The organism is Rhizobium sp. CG5 (genome assembly GCF_023701945.1).
Classification (GTDB): Bacteria; Pseudomonadota; Alphaproteobacteria; order Rhizobiales; family Rhizobiaceae; genus Allorhizobium.
This window is the reverse complement of record NZ_JABAEF010000005.1, coordinates 218,937-235,847: the sequence shown is the minus strand read 5'-3', so window position 1 is coordinate 235,847 and position 16,911 is coordinate 218,937. Positions and strand designations below refer to the sequence as shown.

General features: G+C 62.7%; 21 protein-coding genes. 9 read left to right on the top strand and 12 right to left on the bottom strand.

The features are described from left to right. Positions 1-80: 80 nt before the first annotated feature. The 4 genes from radA to alr all read right to left on the bottom strand — a co-directional run bounded on the left by radA (position 81) and on the right by alr (position 3,278). Positions 81-1,484, bottom strand: coding sequence for a DNA repair protein RadA (gene radA / locus HGO38_RS10915; RefSeq protein WP_250955902.1), 1,404 nt, complete (start codon positions 1,482-1,484; stop codon positions 81-83). Beyond that, entirely contained in the window at positions 1,485-1,772 is a 288-nt protein-coding gene (locus tag HGO38_RS10910; RefSeq protein ID WP_250955901.1) for a type II toxin-antitoxin system RelE/ParE family toxin, read from the bottom strand. It abuts the gene before it with no gap. Next, the gene (locus HGO38_RS10905) at positions 1,753-2,046 is read right to left on the bottom strand and encodes a type II toxin-antitoxin system ParD family antitoxin (protein ID WP_250955900.1); all 294 of its coding nucleotides are present in this window, start codon (positions 2,044-2,046) and stop codon (positions 1,753-1,755) included. Before HGO38_RS10905 ends, HGO38_RS10910 begins: the two co-directional genes overlap by 20 nt. 65 nt (positions 2,047-2,111) lie before the next feature. Then, on the bottom strand, positions 2,112-3,278 hold the full coding sequence (alr, locus tag HGO38_RS10900) for an alanine racemase (RefSeq protein WP_250955899.1): 1,167 nt from the start codon (positions 3,276-3,278) through the stop codon (positions 2,112-2,114). Positions 3,279-3,383: 105 nt separating this feature from the next. Between alr and HGO38_RS10895 the strand changes: the two genes are divergently transcribed. The 4 genes from HGO38_RS10895 to HGO38_RS10880 all read left to right on the top strand — a co-directional run bounded on the left by HGO38_RS10895 (position 3,384) and on the right by HGO38_RS10880 (position 5,810). Beyond that, the gene (locus tag HGO38_RS10895; protein ID WP_250955898.1) at positions 3,384-4,244 is read left to right on the top strand and encodes an AraC family transcriptional regulator; all 861 of its coding nucleotides are present in this window, start codon (positions 3,384-3,386) and stop codon (positions 4,242-4,244) included. A gap of 74 nt (positions 4,245-4,318) precedes the next feature. Then, positions 4,319-5,023, top strand: a complete 705-nt coding sequence (locus HGO38_RS10890; RefSeq protein WP_250955897.1) for an AzlC family ABC transporter permease — start codon at positions 4,319-4,321, stop codon at positions 5,021-5,023. Continuing rightward, on the top strand, positions 5,020-5,322 hold the full coding sequence (locus tag HGO38_RS10885; RefSeq protein WP_250955896.1) for an AzlD family protein: 303 nt from the start codon (positions 5,020-5,022) through the stop codon (positions 5,320-5,322). The genes HGO38_RS10890 and HGO38_RS10885 overlap by 4 nt, the downstream gene beginning before the upstream one ends. A gap of 302 nt (positions 5,323-5,624) precedes the next feature. Next, entirely contained in the window at positions 5,625-5,810 is a 186-nt protein-coding gene (locus HGO38_RS10880) for a hypothetical protein (protein WP_250955895.1), read from the top strand. On the opposite strand, the gene ftrA is transcribed toward HGO38_RS10880, so the two are convergent. Continuing rightward, the gene (gene ftrA, locus HGO38_RS10875) at positions 5,807-6,799 is read right to left on the bottom strand and encodes a transcriptional regulator FtrA (RefSeq protein WP_250955894.1); all 993 of its coding nucleotides are present in this window, start codon (positions 6,797-6,799) and stop codon (positions 5,807-5,809) included. The two genes, HGO38_RS10880 and ftrA, sit on opposite strands and share 4 nt — an antisense overlap. 85 nt (positions 6,800-6,884) lie before the next feature. Between ftrA and HGO38_RS10870 the strand changes: the two genes are divergently transcribed. Both HGO38_RS10870 and HGO38_RS10865 read left to right on the top strand, forming a co-directional pair. After that, entirely contained in the window at positions 6,885-7,292 is a 408-nt protein-coding gene (locus tag HGO38_RS10870) for a rhodanese-like domain-containing protein (RefSeq protein ID WP_250955893.1), read from the top strand. Further along, complete coding sequence (locus HGO38_RS10865) at positions 7,289-7,732, top strand: GNAT family N-acetyltransferase (protein WP_250955892.1); 444 nt, start codon at positions 7,289-7,291, stop codon at positions 7,730-7,732. The genes HGO38_RS10870 and HGO38_RS10865 overlap by 4 nt, the downstream gene beginning before the upstream one ends. A gap of 11 nt (positions 7,733-7,743) precedes the next feature. On the opposite strand, the gene HGO38_RS10860 is transcribed toward HGO38_RS10865, so the two are convergent. From HGO38_RS10860 to HGO38_RS10830, 7 genes are all read right to left on the bottom strand, one after another. Continuing rightward, on the bottom strand, positions 7,744-9,240 hold the full coding sequence (locus HGO38_RS10860; protein ID WP_250955891.1) for a replicative DNA helicase: 1,497 nt from the start codon (positions 9,238-9,240) through the stop codon (positions 7,744-7,746). A 265-nt stretch (positions 9,241-9,505) separates the two neighbouring features. After that, positions 9,506-10,081 carry a 50S ribosomal protein L9 gene (gene rplI, locus HGO38_RS10855; protein WP_250955890.1) on the bottom strand — a complete coding sequence of 192 codons (576 nt, stop codon included), beginning with the start codon at positions 10,079-10,081 and terminating at the stop codon, positions 9,506-9,508. Positions 10,082-10,105: 24 nt separating this feature from the next. Continuing rightward, positions 10,106-11,086 (bottom strand): DUF2232 domain-containing protein, encoded by a 981-nt coding sequence (locus tag HGO38_RS10850; RefSeq protein WP_250955889.1) that lies wholly within the window; start codon positions 11,084-11,086, stop codon positions 10,106-10,108. A 169-nt stretch (positions 11,087-11,255) separates the two neighbouring features. Beyond that, positions 11,256-11,504, bottom strand: a complete 249-nt coding sequence (gene rpsR / locus HGO38_RS10845; protein WP_168474410.1) for a 30S ribosomal protein S18 — start codon at positions 11,502-11,504, stop codon at positions 11,256-11,258. 12 nt (positions 11,505-11,516) lie between these two features. Continuing rightward, positions 11,517-11,987, bottom strand: coding sequence for a 30S ribosomal protein S6 (rpsF, locus tag HGO38_RS10840; protein WP_168474411.1), 471 nt, complete (start codon positions 11,985-11,987; stop codon positions 11,517-11,519). Positions 11,988-12,297: 310 nt separating this feature from the next. Further along, positions 12,298-13,224, bottom strand: coding sequence for an RTX toxin (locus HGO38_RS10835; RefSeq protein WP_250955888.1), 927 nt, complete (start codon positions 13,222-13,224; stop codon positions 12,298-12,300). Between the two features lie 210 nt (positions 13,225-13,434). Then, positions 13,435-14,478, bottom strand: coding sequence for an aldo/keto reductase (locus tag HGO38_RS10830; RefSeq protein WP_250955887.1), 1,044 nt, complete (start codon positions 14,476-14,478; stop codon positions 13,435-13,437). 201 nt (positions 14,479-14,679) lie between these two features. Here HGO38_RS10830 and fabD point away from each other — a divergent pair, with 201 nt between their 5' ends. From fabD to HGO38_RS10815, 3 genes are all read left to right on the top strand, one after another. Continuing rightward, the gene (fabD, locus tag HGO38_RS10825; RefSeq protein WP_250955886.1) at positions 14,680-15,624 is read left to right on the top strand and encodes an ACP S-malonyltransferase; all 945 of its coding nucleotides are present in this window, start codon (positions 14,680-14,682) and stop codon (positions 15,622-15,624) included. 37 nt (positions 15,625-15,661) lie between these two features. Next, positions 15,662-16,399: a 3-oxoacyl-[acyl-carrier-protein] reductase gene (gene fabG / locus HGO38_RS10820; RefSeq protein WP_250955885.1), complete on the top strand. Its 738-nt coding sequence runs from the start codon at positions 15,662-15,664 to the stop codon at positions 16,397-16,399. 275 nt (positions 16,400-16,674) lie between these two features. After that, positions 16,675-16,911 carry an acyl carrier protein gene (locus HGO38_RS10815; protein WP_112649669.1) on the top strand — a complete coding sequence of 79 codons (237 nt, stop codon included), beginning with the start codon at positions 16,675-16,677 and terminating at the stop codon, positions 16,909-16,911.

The following is a 16,911-nucleotide window of genomic DNA, read 5'->3' as shown; positions in this document are numbered from 1 at the left end:
AAGACTTCCCGGCAAACGCCCGATATCTGCATGTGCGACGGCGTCACCCTCATACACCACCGGCACAGGCGGTGAAAGGTTCAATCCCCGTCGATTTCCTGTCCTGCCTTCAGCTTCGAGCCGGCGATGCGCGCCACGAGATCCGGCAGGCTTCCCACTTCGTTCCACCGACCCGATGCGCCTTTCGGCAAGTCGACGGAGGAGGCGGGCAGAACCGCTGACGAAAACCCCAGCTTCTCGGCTTCCTTGAGCCGCTGGGCCGTGTGCGCAACCGGCCGGACGGCGCCGGACAGGCTGACTTCGCCGAAATAGACGCAATCGGCCGGAAGGGCAATACCGGCAAGCGAGGAAACAAGGGCCGATACAATGGCGATATCGGCGGCCGGCTCGCTGATCCGGTATCCGCCGGCAATATTGAGGTAGACATCGTGCTGCCCGAGCCGCACGCCGCAATGGGCCTCTAACACCGCCAGGATCATCGCCAGCCGGCTCGAATCCCAGCCGACCACGGCGCGGCGCGGCGTGCCGAGCGAGGTCTGCGCCACCAGCGCCTGCACCTCGACCAGGATCGGCCGCGTGCCCTCCATGCCGGCAAAAACCGCGGCCCCCGGCGATTTTTCGTTGCGTTCGCCCAGGAACAGCTCGGATGGGTTCGCCACCTCGCGCAAACCCTTGTCCGACATTTCGAACACGCCGATCTCGTCGGTCGGCCCGAAGCGGTTCTTGACGGTGCGCAGGATGCGGTAGTGGTGGCCGCGATCGCCCTCGAAATAGAGCACCGCATCGACCATGTGCTCGACGACGCGCGGTCCGGCGATCTGCCCGTCCTTGGTGACATGGCCGACCAGAACCATGGTGGCGCCGGTCTGCTTGGCAAAGCGGATCATCGCCTGAACGCCGGTGCGCACCTGGGTGACGGTGCCCGGCGCCGAATCGGCCGTGTCGCTCCACAGCGTCTGGATCGAATCGATGATCACCAGATCCGGCCGCTTGCCCTCGGAAATGGTCGCCAGGATATCCTCGACATTGGTTTCGGCGGCCAGCAGCACGTCGGTGTCGGCGGCATGCAGCCGCTGGGCGCGCAGCCGCACCTGCGCAACCGCCTCTTCGCCCGAGACATAGATGACGCGGTGACCCTTGCGCGACAGGGCGGCAGCGGCCTGCATCAGCAGGGTGGACTTGCCGATGCCCGGGTCGCCGCCGATCAGCACGGCCGAGCCGCGCACGAAACCGCCGCCGGTCGCCCGGTCCAGCTCGCCCATGCCGGTCGGAATGCGCGGCGCCTCCTCGATTTCGCCCGACAGCGCCGTCAGTGCCACGGCGCGGCCCTTCTTCGGCACCTTGCCGGGACCCGACCCGATGCCGCCCATCGGGTCTTCCTCAACGATGGTGTTCCATTCGCCGCAGCCGTCACACTTGCCGGCCCAGCGATTGTGGACGGCGCCACAGTTCTGGCAGATGAATTGAGTCTTGGCCTTGGCCATTCAGGAACTGCTTTCGGTAAAATCGTCGGGTGTGATGTTCTGATGGCCGTGCAGGACGCGCATCACCGTGAGGTGGTCGTCCGACACCACGAAATAGATGATCCGATTTCGGTAGGGAAATGCTCGAAGACCCGGAAGGTAGGCTCTCGGCACGCCTGTCACGCCGGAGTCCGCCATCCATGCCATCTTGGCATTGAGATCATCAAGAAGGCGCCTGGCCGCAACGGGGTTGAACTGGGCGATGTGGTTGTAGATGTTGAGAAGGTCGTCAAGCGCTCTTAGGGACATTGTGAGACGGCGCCGTCGCATTCCTTCGCTCCTCGGCCATTTTGAGAATATACGCCGTCAGTTCCTCGCCGCTAGCAAACTCCATCACCCGACCCGCCTCGACGTCGTCGTAGCCCTCTTGGATCAGGCGCTGAAGCTCGGCCAGCTTACCCTCATTGCTGCCGAGCAGGCGTAGGCCAGCGGCCACCGCCTCGTCGGCATCCTTGTAGATCCCGGCCTCGATCTGCTCGTCGATGAAGGCCTTGTCACGGTCATTGAGATGGATATCGGTCATTTCGATCTCCTTTTGTTCTCAAATAGCACGGACCAAAACCAATTTCCAGCCCCAGCAAACGAGTATCAATCGATGCAGTCGATATAGTGCCGCTCGTAGCGCAGGCCGAGGCCGGTCAGCATTTCGTAGCCGATCGTGCCGGCTGAGCGGGCGACGTCGTCGACGGGCAGGTTCGGGCCGAACAGCTCGATATAGTCTCCGGGCGATACCGCGCTGGCGGGCAGGTCCGTGACGTCGAAGATGGTGAGATCCATGGTGACGCGCCCGACGATCGGCACAAGGTGGCCGGCGATGAAGCCGTGCGCGCCGGCAATGCCGGTGCCGCGCAGCGGCACGCCGCTGCCCGACAGGCTGCGCAGATAGCCGTCGGCATAACCGACCGAGGCGACGGCCAGCCGGCTGTCGCGCGCCAGACCATGGGTTGCGCCATAGCTGACGGTCTCGCCCGCCTTGGCCTGACGCACCTGCAGGATGCGGGCTTCCGCCTTGACCACCGGCCGCATCGGATTGGCGACGCCATTGACCGCGTCGCCGCCATAGACGGCGATACCCGGCCGAGTCAGATCGAAATGATAATCGGTTCCGAGAAAGGTTCCGGCCGAAGCGGCAAGGCTGGCTTCGATGCCCTCGAAGGCCGCGGCGACTCGGCGAAAGGCCTGGAGCTGCTGCGCATTCATCGGCGATGTCGGGTCGTCGCCACAGGCCAGATGACTGAGCACCAGCACGGGCGAAAAACTGGCCGGCCGCGACACGTCGTCGGCCAAAGCCAGCGCATCGACGATCGGCAGGCCGAGCCGGTTGAAGCCGGTATCGACATGCAGGGCACACGGATGGTCGCCGCGCTCGGTGACCACCGACATCCAGAAGGCGAGCTGCTCTTCCGAGGCGATGACCGGCACCAGATCGTGTTCGAAGAACAGCTGCTCGACGCCGGGCCAGAGGCCCGAGAGGACGAAGATGCGCGCTTCCGGCGCATAGCCGCGCAGCGTCGCGCCTTCGGATGGCACCGCGACGAAGAAATCGCGGGCGCCGGCCCGGTAGAGCGTGGCGCCGGCATCCTCGATGCCAAGCCCATAGGCATCGGCCTTGACGACGGCCGCCGTGCGGGCCGAACCCGAGCGCCTGGCCATGTCGCGCCAATTGTCGGCCAGCGCCTGGAGATCCACCGTCAGCCGCAAGGGTGCGGCCAGGAATTCGTCGGTCAGGAAGTCGGGATCAACGTCAAATGTCATCGGATTTCATTGTCAGAACAGGGAACAGGGCATCGGCGCGGCCAATGGCAAAACCCTATCACTTTTGTTCAAGACTGGAATGCCCGGCCGGCGTATAATTCCGCAATGCACAACGTTTCGCAGGAACAGGCCACCAAGAGCATGCCGACCGCCCGCACCGAGCAGACGCGGTTTTGGCGCGACGATCGATTCCGCGCCATGGAATGCATGACGGCCACCTTCATCACTCACGAATTCGCGCCGCATTCCCATGACACCTTCTCGATCGGCGCGATCGAGGCGGGATGCCAGGTGGCGATGATCCGTGGCGAACGGGAGCATACCGGCCCCGGCGCGCTCTATCTGATCAATCCCGGCGAGACCCATGACGGCCAGCCGGGCGGCGACAACGGCTATCGCTATCGCATGGTCTATCCCGCCCAGGAACTTTTCGTGGAAATCCTGGAAGAAGCCACCGGCCGGTCTTTTGAAGGAACGCCGAGCTTTTCCCGGCAATTGCTGACCGATCCGCAACTGGCCCAGGCTTTCAATCTGGCCCATCGCCGGCTGGAGGATGGCTCAAGCGCCCTTGAAGGCGAAGAGAGCATGTACTCGGTCCTTTCGGCGATGTTCTCGCGCCATGGCAGTACGATCATCGCGCCGCAGGATCTTTGCGAGCCGAGGGCCGTGCGACGCGCCCGCGATTATATCGAAGCACATTTCGACCGGGAGATCAGCCTGGAGCGGCTGGCGCGCGAGGCGGGCCTCAGCCGTGCCCATCTGATCCGCGCCTTCCGCAAACACTATTTCATTACGCCCCATGCCTATCAGACCGATCTGCGCGTCCGCCATGCCCGCCAGCTGCTCGGCGCCGGTGCTGTCCCTTCCGAGACGGCGCTGGCCTGCGGTTTTGCCGATCAGGCCCATCTGACGCGGCAGTTCAAGGCGCGTGTCGGGCTGACGCCCGGTCAGTATCGTCAGCGCTGATCACTTTCCTTCAAGACCCGGTCGCCGCAGCGCCTTATCCAGCCAGTCCACAAGCAAAGGACTGGACCGCTTCAATGACCACGGCGACGGCATCCCCTTCATCGCAATTCCAGGCAGGCCTGCGGCGCATGCTGCCGCTGATCGTCGCGGTTTTGCCGGTCGGCCTGGTCTTTGGCGCCGTCGGGGCCACCAAGGGTCTGTCGCCGCTGGAAATCACCCTGATGAGTGCGCTGGTCTTTGCCGGCGGCTCGCAATTCGTCGCCATGGACATCTGGACCCATCCGGCCAGCTGGGTCGGCGTCGGTTTTGCCGCCCTGCTGGTCAATGTGCGCCATGTCCTGATGAGCGCGTCGATCGCCACCAAGATGGACGGTTTCAAGAGCCTGCAGAAGGGCGCCGGCCTGCTGTTTCTCGCCGACGAGATCTGGGCCATGGCCGAATTCCGGGCCCGCGAGGCGGCGCTGACGCCGCGCTTTTATGCCGGACTGGTCATCCCCTTCTACCTGGCCTGGGTCCTGTCGGGCCTGGCCGGTGGATTGCTCGGCACTTTGATCGGCGACCCTGCATTGATCGGCCTGGATTTCGCCTTTCCGGCCGTTTTCATCGTGCTGATCATGGGCTTCTGGAAAGGTTCTGAGACCGGCGTGGTCCTAGTCGCCAGTGCGGCCTGCGCCCTGGCCGTGCATCATTATGTTCCGGGCGTCTGGTATATCGCAGCCGGCGCGCTTGGCGGGCTTGCCGCCGCGGCGATCAGCGGTTCCAGGGAGGACGCGCCATGACGCTCGATCTCGCGACGCTTGCCGCCATCCTGGCCATGGCCGGCGCCACGGTGCTGACAAGACTGGGCGGGCTTGTGGTGCTGCGTTTCGTGACGCTTCAGCCGCGACCCCGAAAGGCGCTCGACGCCATTCCGCCCGCCGTGCTGGCGGCGGTGGTGACGCCGACGGCATTTTCGACGGGCGTGGCCGAGACCCTCGCTTGCGTGGTCACGGCCATTGCAGCGATGCGCTTGCCGATGTTGTCCGCGGCGGGGCTAGGAGTCTTTACGGTCGCGCTTTTAAGGGGGCTGGGTCTTTGAAGGCGCACATTACTGGAAGCTGCATGCCGCGAGACCAATGTAATATCTCCGGCATTGCCTGATTAATGTCACCACCATCCGATTCATGAATCAATATCTGGAGCCTATCAGCTTCCTCGTCAGTAACGTCTGGATGAACAAATACTGAAAGTCTCCCCTTCGGTGTCGCCTGGGGTCTATGCCAATCTACAACCCAGCCGCTTTTGCTAAACTGCCGCATCGTTTGAAGAAATTGTTCGTTCAAGTTTGATCTCCTTTGTTCACTATATGTTCTAATAGTTGTTTTGTTGCGCCAAATCAAGATGGCCTCGAAACTCGATGTCGAGGCCATCGATCCTCCCTCAGTGCTCCTCGTAGGCCGTGAAGCTCGGATCGGCGAGGTCGGCAAAGCGGGTGAATTCGGCCTGGAAGGCGAGCTTGACGGTGCCGGTCGGTCAGCGGCGCTGGGCGTGGTCAGCGTGGCGGTGCTGCGCGCGTGCGGGATCTAGGTGGCGCCTGCGGCCCGCTCGTCCATGAAGCGTGTACGATAGACGGTCGGGCTTATTCCGAGCTTCCGGCGAAAATGATGACGAAGCGTGTGGGCCGAGCCAAACCCGACTGCAAACGCGATATCCTCCATTTGAATGGCGCCCTGGCAGAGCAGTTGCTTGGCAGCCTCGACCCGCTCGCCGGCCAGCCATTCGCCGGGCGCTTCGCCGGTTGCCTCGGCAAAACGGCGCAGGAATTTCCGCGCACTCATGCGGCTGAGGCTGGCCATCCGCGCGATGGTCCATCCCGCTGCGATCTCGCTGCGGATGGTGTCGAGAAGCGGTGCGATGTCCGCGGTTTCCCGCAAGGCAACGGGGCGTTCGAGGAATTGCGCCTGGCCGCCGGCGCGGTGGGCAGGCATAACAAGTCTTCGCGCAACGGAGTTGGCGGCAGGTGCGCCGAAGTCACGACGGACGATCTCGATCAACAGATCGATGCCCGCCGCACTTCCGGCTGCCGTATAGATGCGGTCATGGCAACGGTAGAGGGAGGTTTCGTCAACGCTGATGGACGGGTGCCGGAGGCGCAGTGCCTGCGCGTAACGCCAGTGTGTGGTCGCCGCGCCGCCGTCCAGCAGTCCGGTTGCCGCCAACACGAAAGCACCGGAGCAAAGCGAGGCAAGACGGGCTCCGCGGGCATGGGCGGCCCTGAGCTTGGCGCAGAGGGCTTCCGGCACGGGTGCGTCCTGTCCTCGCCAGCCCGGCACGATAACCAGATCCGCCTGGTCGATCAGGTCGAGCCCGCCGTCAGCGCTCACCATCAACCCGCCATGCGCCCGCATCGGGCCATCGTCGATGGCGGCACAGGCAAAGCGGTACCAGCTGGTCCCCATTTCCGGGCGGGAAAGCGCGAAGATCTCCGTCACGATCCCGAACTCGAAGGTGCACAGCCCGTCATAGACGAGCGCAACAATGAGAGGGCCGGTGAGCGGTGGGGCGTGTTTTGGCATGATGTTTACGTATATTGTCATTTGCGCCAGTTTTCAAGTCGGCGCTTGTGCCCGAAAATCTCCGTATCGAAACGGAGATCCATCCATGGCCACCGCAGTAACCGCCATTCAGCCCGCTCCAAGCGCAGTTGCCCTCGAGCATTTCGCTGCCGAATTCACCTTTGAAACCGATTGCTGGGACGTTCATGATGCCCTGGAGAAGGGAGCAGACTTTGTCCTTCTCGACGTCCGGGGACCGGCCCTTTACGCCGCGGGCCATTTACCCGGTGCAATCAGCCTGCCGCATGGCAAGATCACCGCGAACCGGATGTCGGCCTGGTCGGAAGACACGATCTTCGTGACCTATTGCGCCGGGCCCCACTGCAATGGTGCGGCGCGCGGTGCTCTCAGGCTCGCCCAATTGGGCCGCCCGGTGAAGATCATGGCCGGCGGCGTCACGGGATGGCTGGACGAGGGGTTCAGCCTGAACCTTGGCCTGGCAGACGCCGGATGATCGAAATACGAAGGGCAACGCCCGCCGACGCTGACGAACTCCTGCGGTTGATCGGCGAACATGCAGACTACGAGAAGGCCAGTGCGACCATCACCGGATCCTCGCTCGCTCATCTGCTGGCGAAGGAGAACCCGCCGATCATCCTCTTTGTTGCCGCGGGCGGTGAGGGCCTGGCGGGATACGCGGCGCTGACCTTCGACCATGCGCTCTGGCGGGCAAGCCGTTACGCGCATCTCGACTGCCTGTTCGTGCAAGCGGCGGCAAGAGGCGATGGCATCGGAAAACGCCTCCTCGACCATGTTGTCCGGGAGGCGTGCGCGACGGGGGCGGACCGCCTGGAATGGCAGACGCCTCAATGGAACCGCGATGCCATCCGCTTCTACGAAAGGCAAGGCGGCGTCTGGGAGCCGAAAGCGCGCTTTCGCTTGCCGCTCCTCTGAAACATGGCGCCTCAGTGTTCCTCGTAGGCTGTGAACGAGGGATCGGCGAGGTCGGCAAAGCGGGTGAACTCGGCCTGGAAGGCGAGTTTGACGGTGCCGGTCGGTCCGTGGCGCTGCTTGGCGATGATCACGTCGGCGGTGCCCTTGACCTTGTCCATCAGGGCTTCCCATTCGGGATATTTCGGATCGGCCATGTCGCGGGGCTCGCTGTTCTTGACGTAATATTCCTCGCGGAACACGAACAGCACCACGTCGGCGTCCTGCTCGATCGAGCCTGATTCGCGAAGGTCGGAGAGCTGCGGGCGCTTGTCGTCGCGGCTTTCCACCTGACGCGACAGCTGCGACAGGGCGATGATCGGCACATTGAGCTCCTTGCCGAGCGCCTTCAGGCCCGTGGTGATCTGGGTGATTTCCTGCACGCGGTTTTCGCCCGACTTGCCGGAACCGGTCATCAGCTGGATATAGTCGACGACGAGGCAGTCGAGGCCGCGCTGGCGCTTCAGCCGGCGGGCGCGGGCCGACAGCTGGGCGATCGAGATACCACCGGTCTGGTCGATGAACAGCGGCACTTTCTGCATCATCTGGCTGCAGGCCACCAGCTTTTCGAAATCGGCCTCGGTGATGTCGCCGCGGCGGATTTTCGACGACGACACTTCGGTCTGCTCGGAAATGATACGGGTGGCCAGCTGTTCGGACGACATTTCGAGCGAATAGAAGCCGACGACGCCGCCGTTCTTGGCCTTGAACGAGCCGTCCGGCTGCACCTCCGGCTCGTAGGATGCGGCAATGTTATAGGCGATATTGGTGGCAAGCGAGGTCTTGCCCATGCCGGGGCGTCCGGCCAGCACGATCAAGTCGGAGCGCTGCAAGCCGCCCATCTTGCTGTCGAGTGACATGATGCCGGTCGAAATGCCGGAGAGATGGCCGTCGCGCTCAAACGCAGCACCCGCCATGTCGATGGCCAGCGCCACCGCATCGTTGAACGACTGGAAGCCGCCGTCATAGCGGCCGTTTTCGGCCAGTTCGAACAGCCGGCGTTCGGTGTCTTCGATCTGCGTCTGCGGCGGCATGTCGAGCGGCGCGTCATAGGCGATGTTGACGACATCCTCGCCGATGGTGATCAGCGCCCGGCGCAGCGCCAGGTCGTAGATCGCCCGGCCATAGTCCTCGGCATTGATGATCGAGACCGCCTCGGAGGCCAGCCGCGCCAGATACTGGGCCACCGTCAGGTCGCCCACCTTGTCGTCGGCAGCCAGGAAGGTCTTGATCGTCACCGGATTGGCCGTCTTGCCCATGCGGATGATTTCGGAGGCCACTTCGAAGATCTTGCGGTGCAGCGGCTCATAGAGATGGGCCGGCTTGAGGAAGTCCGACACCCGGTAATAGGCGTCGTTATTGACCAGGATGGCACCCAGCAGCGCCTGTTCCGCCTCGATATTGTTCGGGGCTTCGCGATAATGCGGCTCGGCCGGCTGGATGGGGGCGATCTTGCGCGCAGCGTCGTTCATCTGGTTCTATCCGTCATTCTTATTTTGGGCTTGGAGCGTCACCATAGACCAGGCGACCGGCCATTGCGCGCTCCTTGTCGCGTCACTTTGCCTACCCACAGTGATTCACAGGCTGTCCCGAGAATAACGCAGATATCGGACCTTTCCCGAGGAATTCGTTTGACAGTGACTTCAGCCGAATCGCCCATCCCTATTATACCCCAGACACACGAAAACGCCCGGATGGCTCCGGGCGTTTCGTGTTTCAGCCGTAAGGCGATAAGGCTTATTCGTCGTCGCCGTCGCGGTCGGCTTCCGGATCGAAGAAGTCTTCCGGACGCAGCGCATCTTCGTCGATGCCGTAGATGGCGTCGGCCGAGGTCAGGCTTTCGCCCTTGGTCTGGCGTTCTGCTTCTTCAGCCGAACGGGCAACGTTCAGTTCCACCGAGATTTCGACTTCTGCATGCAGGTGCAGGACGACCTTGTGCAGGCCGATGGTCTTGATCGGGGTGTTGAGCTCGACCTGGTTGCGGCCGATGGTGAAGCCTTCGGCGCCGAGGATCTCGACGACGTCGCGGGCAGCAACAGAACCGTAGAGCTGACCGGTTTCGCCGGCCGAACGCACGACGATGAAGGACTTGCCGTCCAGCACGTCGGCCACGGTCTGGGCTTCGCTCTTGCGCTCCAGGTTGCGGGCTTCGAGCGTCGAGCGCTCGGCTTCAAAACGGGCCTTGTTGGCAGCGTTGGCGCGCAGCGCCTTGCCGAGCGGCAGCAGGTAGTTACGGGCAAAGCCATCGCGAACCTTGACGGTTTCGCCCATCTGGCCGAGCTTGGAGATGCGTTCGAGAAGAATGACGTTCATGGTCTTAAGTCCTTTCTTTGAGTCTTAATCAGGTGTGTTGGTCTTGTCAGTGGTTTCGGCCTTGAGGGCCGGTGTCAGTGCCACGGCCCGGCGGGTGTCGAGCAACCCGAGGACCAGAATGAGAATGACCGGCAGCAGCATCAGCGCCGCCAGGTAGCAGAGAATCAGCACCGGCAGGCGCCAGTCCTTGCCGCGGGTGCGCAGATGCAGCGAGGCGAAGCCGGCCAGCAGAAAGCCGGCGCCGAACGTGCCGCAGATCGTCGCGCCAATCAGGGCCGGCACGCCGCCGACGAAGCAGGCGAGAATGCCGGCGAGAAAGACGAAGGCGGCATTGCGGTGCATGCGCAGCGACGAGGGCATGTCCTCGCGCGGCCGAAGGGCATGGCCGGACATGTGGACGACGCGGCTGGCGATATAATAGGCGGCAAACAGCATCAGCACCCACATGCCGCCCTGCATGATCGGCAGGGTCACGACCATCAGGCTCTTGATGCGCTCAAGATCGGCGGGGCCGGGTGCCAGCGTCGGATCCTGAGTGCTGAGCGAGGCGGCCAGCAGATCGATCATCTCGCCGGTCAGTTCCGGGCCGTAGCCGATCATCACGCCGAGCACGATGACCGAAACGCTGACCAGGCCGCACAGGTGCAGCAGGATATCCGACAGCGGATACCAGGCGACCAGATGGTCCGGACCGCCGATTTCGGAGGCCGGACGGGCGAGGTTGGCAAGGTGGCTGAGCCAGCCGGCCGGCATCAGGGTGAAGATCGCCATGGCGAAGGCAAACGTCGGCGACACCGCAAGGGTGCCGATCACCGCCGCGGTAACGATCGCCGCAATCGCGGCCAGGTTACCCCAGCGCAAGCCGACGATCAGAACGGGCAGGGCGGATGCCGCATAGAGAATGGAGGAAAAAGACGGCTGCGCGCTCGCGCCGAGCACCAGAAGTGCGGCGGTAATGCCGGCAAGCATACCGGTCAGCAGCAATTTTGTATCCAAAGATTTCACGGTGTCGCTGTCCTGCCAATCAAGCAGTTAGAGGATGTTCCGGGCATCTGCCCTTGGTGGAACCGCTCCCCAACATGGGATTTTCCAAAAACTCCGATCCACGCCCAACGCGGAAGGAAGATCTGTCCCGCCGGCTCAAAAAGCCTGCGGGACAGGGAGCGTCAAAAGTTTAGGCCAGCACGTAGGGCAGCAGGCCGAGGAAGCGGGCGCGCTTGATGGCCTGGGCCAGTTCGCGCTGCTTCTTCTGGCTTACAGCCGTGATGCGGGACGGAACGATCTTGCCGCGCTCGGAAATGTAGCGCTGCAGAAGACGAACGTCCTTGTAGTCGATCTTCGGAGCGTTGGCGCCGGAGAAGGGGCAGGTCTTGCGACGACGGTGGAACGGACGACGTGCCTGGGAGGAAGATGCATCAGCCATGGTCAAATCTCCTTACACGCGGTCTTCGCGCGGACGGCGCGGACGGTCTTCAAAGCCACCTTCGCGGGGTGCACGGTCCGGACGCGGACCACGGTCGCCGAAGCCACCTTCGCGGCGCGGGCCACGGTCGTCGCCATCGCGGCGCGGACGGTCGTCGCGGTCGCGCTTCTGCATCATGGCAGACGGGCCTTCTTCGTGGGCTTCCACGGCGATGGTCATGTAACGAAGAATATCTTCGTTGATGCGCATCTGGCGTTCCATTTCGTGGATCGCTGCACCCGGAGCTTCGATGTCCATCAGGGCGTAATGTGCCTTGCGGTTCTTCTTGATGCGATAGGTCAGGGACTTCAAGCCCCAGTTTTCTACGCGCCCGACCTTGCCGCCATTCGCTTCGATAACACCCTTGTACTGTTCGACGAGGGCATCAACCTGCTGTGCGGACATATCCTGCCGGGCAAGGAATACATGTTCGTAAAGAGCCATTGTAAGCTTTGCCTTTCTTGCGGTTGTCATCACCCGGACGTGGCGCTAAGCCTCAACGACTGCTCCTGAATGGGAAAACCCACGGCAAGAAAAGCGTATGATCGAGACGGTCGAGAGCGGAGACACGGGAGGCCGGAAAACCCTGCGGTTCCTGCGGCTCTCTTATCGAAAGCCGGCCCTCCGTTCAGCCACCAGCCAATTGACCGGGTGTTGTGAACAGCCGCGCTTATACGGATTTTTCACGGGATGGCAAGGGGCAGGGGGGTAATCCCTCAGGCAATCGGCTGTTTGATGCCCGATCCCGGTCCTTTTAGCGCATCGACAGCACGTAGGCGCCCTGATCCAAGGTGAATTCATAGGCCGGCATGTCGCCGTCCAACGCGCCCTCGTCGAAATTGACGGTGATCTTGTCGTCCGAGCCGTTGATCAGGATCGACAGGCTGTTGCCGGAGACGGCGATCGTCATGTCGTCGGGGCCGTAACCCTCTGCGCCGGCAAAGCGGATCGACAGGGGGCCATTGGTGTTGACGGTGTCCTGGCCATCGCCGCGGGCAAAGGCATATTCGGCCTCGCCCTCGCCCTCGCCGGTCTGGTTCAATGTCACGGTGTCATTACCGGTGCCGCCGGCGGCAAAGATCCGTGAGCCCTCAAGATAGAGCGTGTCGTCGCCTTCGCCGCCATCGACGCCGAGAATCGCCTCTGCGGAAATCTTGATCGTGTCCTTTCCGTCGCCGCCGGAAATGTTCATGGCAAGTTTGCCTGATATCTGCACCGTGTCGTCGCCGGCACCCGCTGTGATATCGGACACAAAACCCGAGGCGATGTTGAGCGTATCATTGCCGTCGCCGCTGTCGATGCCGGCCACCGCCGCCGTCTTCATGGTCAGCGTATCGTCGCCGGCCGCCGTCGAGACATTGTAGACGGCGCGGCCGGTCAGCGTCAGCGTGTCGTCGCCCTCGGTGCCGGTGGCGCCGGTGATATAGCCGAGATTTTCCTCGACGCTGGCCGCATTGGCGTCGCCACTGTCGCCCAGCGCCAGGATTTCGATGATGCGCGACAGGGCCCGCTCGGCTGCGCCATTGTTCCAGGAGCGATCGTCGGAAGTGCCGGAGAGCGGGCGGAAGCCGTTCACGCTGCCCGAATTGCCGGTCTGTGCCGCGGCCGTGTTTCCGGAAAACAGTTGCGTCGCATAGGATACGGCATTGCTGCTGCGATAGAAGGCGTTGATGGCGGCCATGAGACGCTGAGCTTTCCATGTGCCGGGGCAGGGCACTGATCGCCGCCCCTGGCTCTAGTCTCCGCCATCATACCGGAGATTGATTACCTCATGCTTAAACACGGGCCGCGGGTCAGCGCGAGCGCTAACCCGATCTTCGGTAAGCAAACAGTAAACGGGGCTCTTCAAAATCGCCCGGGGCAGACGCTCCGGGCGATGCGTGTCTCGGAATCAGATCGGCATCGGGTAGGTGCGATGGATCTTGGCGATCTCGTCCAGCATATCGGGCGTCAGCGTGATGTCGGCCGCCGCGATGTCGGTTTTCAGCTGCGCCATGCTGGTGGCGCCGATGATCACCGAGGCCATGAACGGCCGCGTCAGGCAGAAGGCGAGGGCCAGCGCCGAAGGATCGAGCCCATGTTTGGCGGCCATGTCGAGATACGCCTTGGTGGCCGGCTCCTGCAGCGGCTGCAGCCGTCCGCCGATATCGCTGTTGATCGAGCCGCGCGAACCCGCAGGCCGGGCGCCGCCCAGATATTTGCCGCTCAGGATGCCGCCGGCCAGCGGCGAATAGGCCAAAAGCCCGACATTCTCGTGATGGGACAGCTCTGCCATGTCGAGATCGTAGGCGCGGTAGAGCAGGTTATATTCGTTCTGCACGGTGGCGACGCGCGGCAGGCCCTTTGCCTCGGCGATCGACAGATATTTCTGCGTGCCCCAGGTGGTCTCGTTGGAGAGCCCGATGGCGCGGATCTTGCCGGCCTTGACGCAATCGCCAAGCGCCTCCAGCTTTTCGGTGATGTCGGCCAGCGCCTGGGCGCGGTCTTGGCTTGAGGGGTCGTAGGTCCACACGCCGCGGAAATGATAATGGCCGCGGTTCGGCCAGTGGATCTGGTAGAGATCGATATAATCGGTCTTCAGCCGCAGCAGGCTGGCGTCGACCGCCTCGCGGATGGTGTCCGCCGTAATCGGCGCGCCGCCGCGAATATAGGGCCGGCCGGCACCGGCCACCTTTGTGGCCAGCACCACCTGGTCGCGCTTGCCGGTCTTGGCAAACCAGTTGCCGATCAAGCGCTCGGTATCGGCATAGGTCTCCGGCGACACAGGCGTGGTCGGATAGAGTTCGGCGGTGTCGAAGAAGTTGACGCCGTTGTCCAGCGCATAGTCCATCTGCTCGAAAGCCTCGGCCTCGTTGTTCTGCGAGCCCCATGTCATGGTGCCAAGGCAGATTTCCGACACGGAAATGTCGGTGCGGCCCAATGTATTGTATTTCATGTCGTGGTGACCCCGGTGCTTCTGAAATGCTCGATCGAGCTGAATGGGAAGACGCCAATGTAAAGCGATTTTGACGCACTGCAAGATGGAGCGGCCAGGAACATTTGCCGTGGAGCGGCGGTGGCCATATCGGCGCCAGACTTGACTCCCAGGACAAGAATGTGAATTGGAACAGGAAAAAGCGTTAGGAAGGATACCTTCATGAGTGTGGCGTTTACATTTCCGGGCCAGGGCAGCCAGGCCGTCGGCATGGGCAAGGACCTCGCCGATGCCTATCCGGAGGCCCGTGCGGTGTTCGACGAGGTCGACGAGGCGCTTGGCCAGAAACTCTCCGACATCATGTGGAACGGTCCGGAAGAGACCCTGACGCTGACCGCCAATGCCCAGCCGGCTTTGATGGCCGTGTCGATCGCCGCCATTCGCGTCCTGCAGGCTCGCGGCCTCGATCTTTCCGCCAAGGTCTCCTATGTCGCCGGCCATTCGCTTGGCGAATATTCGGCGCTCTGTGCAGCCGGCATGTTTTCGCTCAGCGATACCGCCCGTCTTCTGCGCATTCGCGGCAATGCCATGCAGGCAGCCGTGCCGGTCGGCGCCGGCGCCATGGCCGCCATCATCGGGTTGGAACAGGCCGATGTTCAGTCCGTCTGTTCTGAGGCCGCAGCGATCGGTCCCTGCCAGATCGCCAATGACAATGGCGGCGGCCAGATCGTCATCTCCGGTGGCAAGGAGGCCGTCGAAAAGGCAGCCGCACTGGCCACCGAGCGCGGCGCCAAGCGTGCCATCATGCTGCCGGTCTCAGCACCCTTCCATTCGGCCCTGATGGCGCCGGCCGCCGATGCGATGCGCGATGCGCTCGCCGATGTCGCCAAAAGCAATCCGGTCGTGCCGCTGATTGCCAATGTCCGCGCCGCCCCCGTCAGCGACGCCGAAGAGATCGCCGGCCTGCTGGTCGAGCAGGTCACCGGCCAGGTGCGCTGGCGCGAAACGGTGGAATGGTTTGCCGCAAACGGCGTTTCGACGGTATATGAAGTGGGCGCCGGCAAGGTGCTGACCGGGCTCGCCCGGCGCATCGACAAGACGATCACCGGCGTTGCCGTCAATTCGCCGGCCGATATCGATACAGCGCTTGCCGCCCTGCTGGGCTGATCCAAACCTTTACGATTTGAAAACAGGGAATGAGTTCATGTTCGATTTAACCGGCCGCAAGGCGCTCGTCACCGGGGCAACCGGCGGCATCGGCGAAGAGATCGCCCGCATGCTGCATGCCCGCGGTGCCACCGTCGGCCTGCATGGAACGCGGGTCGAAAAGCTGGAGGCGCTGGCCGCCGAACTCGGCGACCGCACGCAGATCTTCCCGGCCAATCTGGCCGATCGCGACGAGGTCAAGGCGCTTGGCGAAAAGGCCGAAGCCGATCTTCAGGGCGTCGATATCCTCGTCAACAATGCCGGCATTACCAAGGACGGCCTGTTCGTGCGCATGAGCGATGCCGACTGGGACGCGGTCATCGAGGTCAACCTGACGGCGACCTTTAGGCTGACCCGCGAGCTGACCCATCCGATGATGCGCCGCCGCTATGGCCGCATCATCAACATCACCTCGATCGTCGGCGTCACCGGCAATCCGGGCCAGGCCAACTATTGCGCCTCCAAGGCCGGCATGATCGGCTTCTCGAAATCGCTGGCCCAGGAAATCGCCACGCGTAATGTCACCGTCAATTGCGTGGCGCCGGGTTTCATCGAAAGTGCGATGACTGGCAAGCTGAATGACAAGCAGAAGGAGGGCATCATGGCTGCCATCCCGATGAAGCGCATGGGCACTGGCGCTGAAGTGGCGTCGGCTGTTCTTTATCTCGCCTCCTCCGAGGCGGGCTACATGACCGGTCAGACATTGCACGTCAACGGCGGCATGGCGATGATCTGATTGACCGCCATCTACCCCCGCAATTCGTTGCGGAGCGAAGGGAGGGTGGCGATTTTCAGGCTTTCCGGCGGGCCTAAACCATGTTAATCGGGCCTTGACTGTGAACAGTCGTCCCGAAAACGACAGGCAACGGTTGTGCTTGTGCACATGACGTACCTATGTAGACCGGGTTGAACGGGATTGCCGGCGAAACCGATGACATGCGGATCGCCGGCTGAAGACAGGGTAGGGCGCCATCGAGGCACCCTTATATTGAAAAGGTCGAGGAAACCGACATGAGCGATATCGCAGAACGCGTAAAGAAAATTGTTATTGACCATCTCGGCGTAGACGCTGAAAAAGTCGTCGAAGGCGCCAGCTTTATCGACGATCTGGGTGCGGACTCGCTCGACACGGTCGAATTGGTCATGGCCTTCGAAGAAGAATTCGGCGTTGAAATTCCGGACGATGCTGCCGATTCCATTCTGACGGTTGGCGATGCCGTAAAGTTCATCGAGAAGGCTCAGCCCTGA

Coding starts and splice junctions, on each gene's coding strand:
- rpsR (WP_168474410.1), bottom strand. CDS start 11,504: ATGGCTGATGCATCTTCCTCCCAGGCACGTCGTCCGTTCCACCGTCGT.
- HGO38_RS10905 (WP_250955900.1), bottom strand. CDS start 2,046: ATGACCGATATCCATCTCAATGACCGTGACAAGGCCTTCATCGACGAG.
- ftrA (WP_250955894.1), bottom strand. CDS start 6,799: ATGCCAAAACACGCCCCACCGCTCACCGGCCCTCTCATTGTTGCGCTC.
- radA (WP_250955902.1), bottom strand. CDS start 1,484: ATGGCCAAGGCCAAGACTCAATTCATCTGCCAGAACTGTGGCGCCGTC.
- fabD (WP_250955886.1), top strand. CDS start 14,680: ATGAGTGTGGCGTTTACATTTCCGGGCCAGGGCAGCCAGGCCGTCGGC.
- HGO38_RS10890 (WP_250955897.1), top strand. CDS start 4,319: ATGACCACGGCGACGGCATCCCCTTCATCGCAATTCCAGGCAGGCCTG.
- HGO38_RS10910 (WP_250955901.1), bottom strand. CDS start 1,772: ATGTCCCTAAGAGCGCTTGACGACCTTCTCAACATCTACAACCACATC.
- HGO38_RS10880 (WP_250955895.1), top strand. CDS start 5,625: ATGGCCTCGAAACTCGATGTCGAGGCCATCGATCCTCCCTCAGTGCTC.
- HGO38_RS10870 (WP_250955893.1), top strand. CDS start 6,885: ATGGCCACCGCAGTAACCGCCATTCAGCCCGCTCCAAGCGCAGTTGCC.
- rpsF (WP_168474411.1), bottom strand. CDS start 11,987: ATGGCTCTTTACGAACATGTATTCCTTGCCCGGCAGGATATGTCCGCA.
- HGO38_RS10865 (WP_250955892.1), top strand. CDS start 7,289: ATGATCGAAATACGAAGGGCAACGCCCGCCGACGCTGACGAACTCCTG.
- HGO38_RS10835 (WP_250955888.1), bottom strand. CDS start 13,224: ATGGCCGCCATCAACGCCTTCTATCGCAGCAGCAATGCCGTATCCTAT.
- HGO38_RS10860 (WP_250955891.1), bottom strand. CDS start 9,240: ATGAACGACGCTGCGCGCAAGATCGCCCCCATCCAGCCGGCCGAGCCG.
- HGO38_RS10830 (WP_250955887.1), bottom strand. CDS start 14,478: ATGAAATACAATACATTGGGCCGCACCGACATTTCCGTGTCGGAAATC.
- alr (WP_250955899.1), bottom strand. CDS start 3,278: ATGACATTTGACGTTGATCCCGACTTCCTGACCGACGAATTCCTGGCC.
- fabG (WP_250955885.1), top strand. CDS start 15,662: ATGTTCGATTTAACCGGCCGCAAGGCGCTCGTCACCGGGGCAACCGGC.
- HGO38_RS10885 (WP_250955896.1), top strand. CDS start 5,020: ATGACGCTCGATCTCGCGACGCTTGCCGCCATCCTGGCCATGGCCGGC.
- HGO38_RS10895 (WP_250955898.1), top strand. CDS start 3,384: ATGCACAACGTTTCGCAGGAACAGGCCACCAAGAGCATGCCGACCGCC.
- HGO38_RS10815 (WP_112649669.1), top strand. CDS start 16,675: ATGAGCGATATCGCAGAACGCGTAAAGAAAATTGTTATTGACCATCTC.
- rplI (WP_250955890.1), bottom strand. CDS start 10,081: ATGAACGTCATTCTTCTCGAACGCATCTCCAAGCTCGGCCAGATGGGC.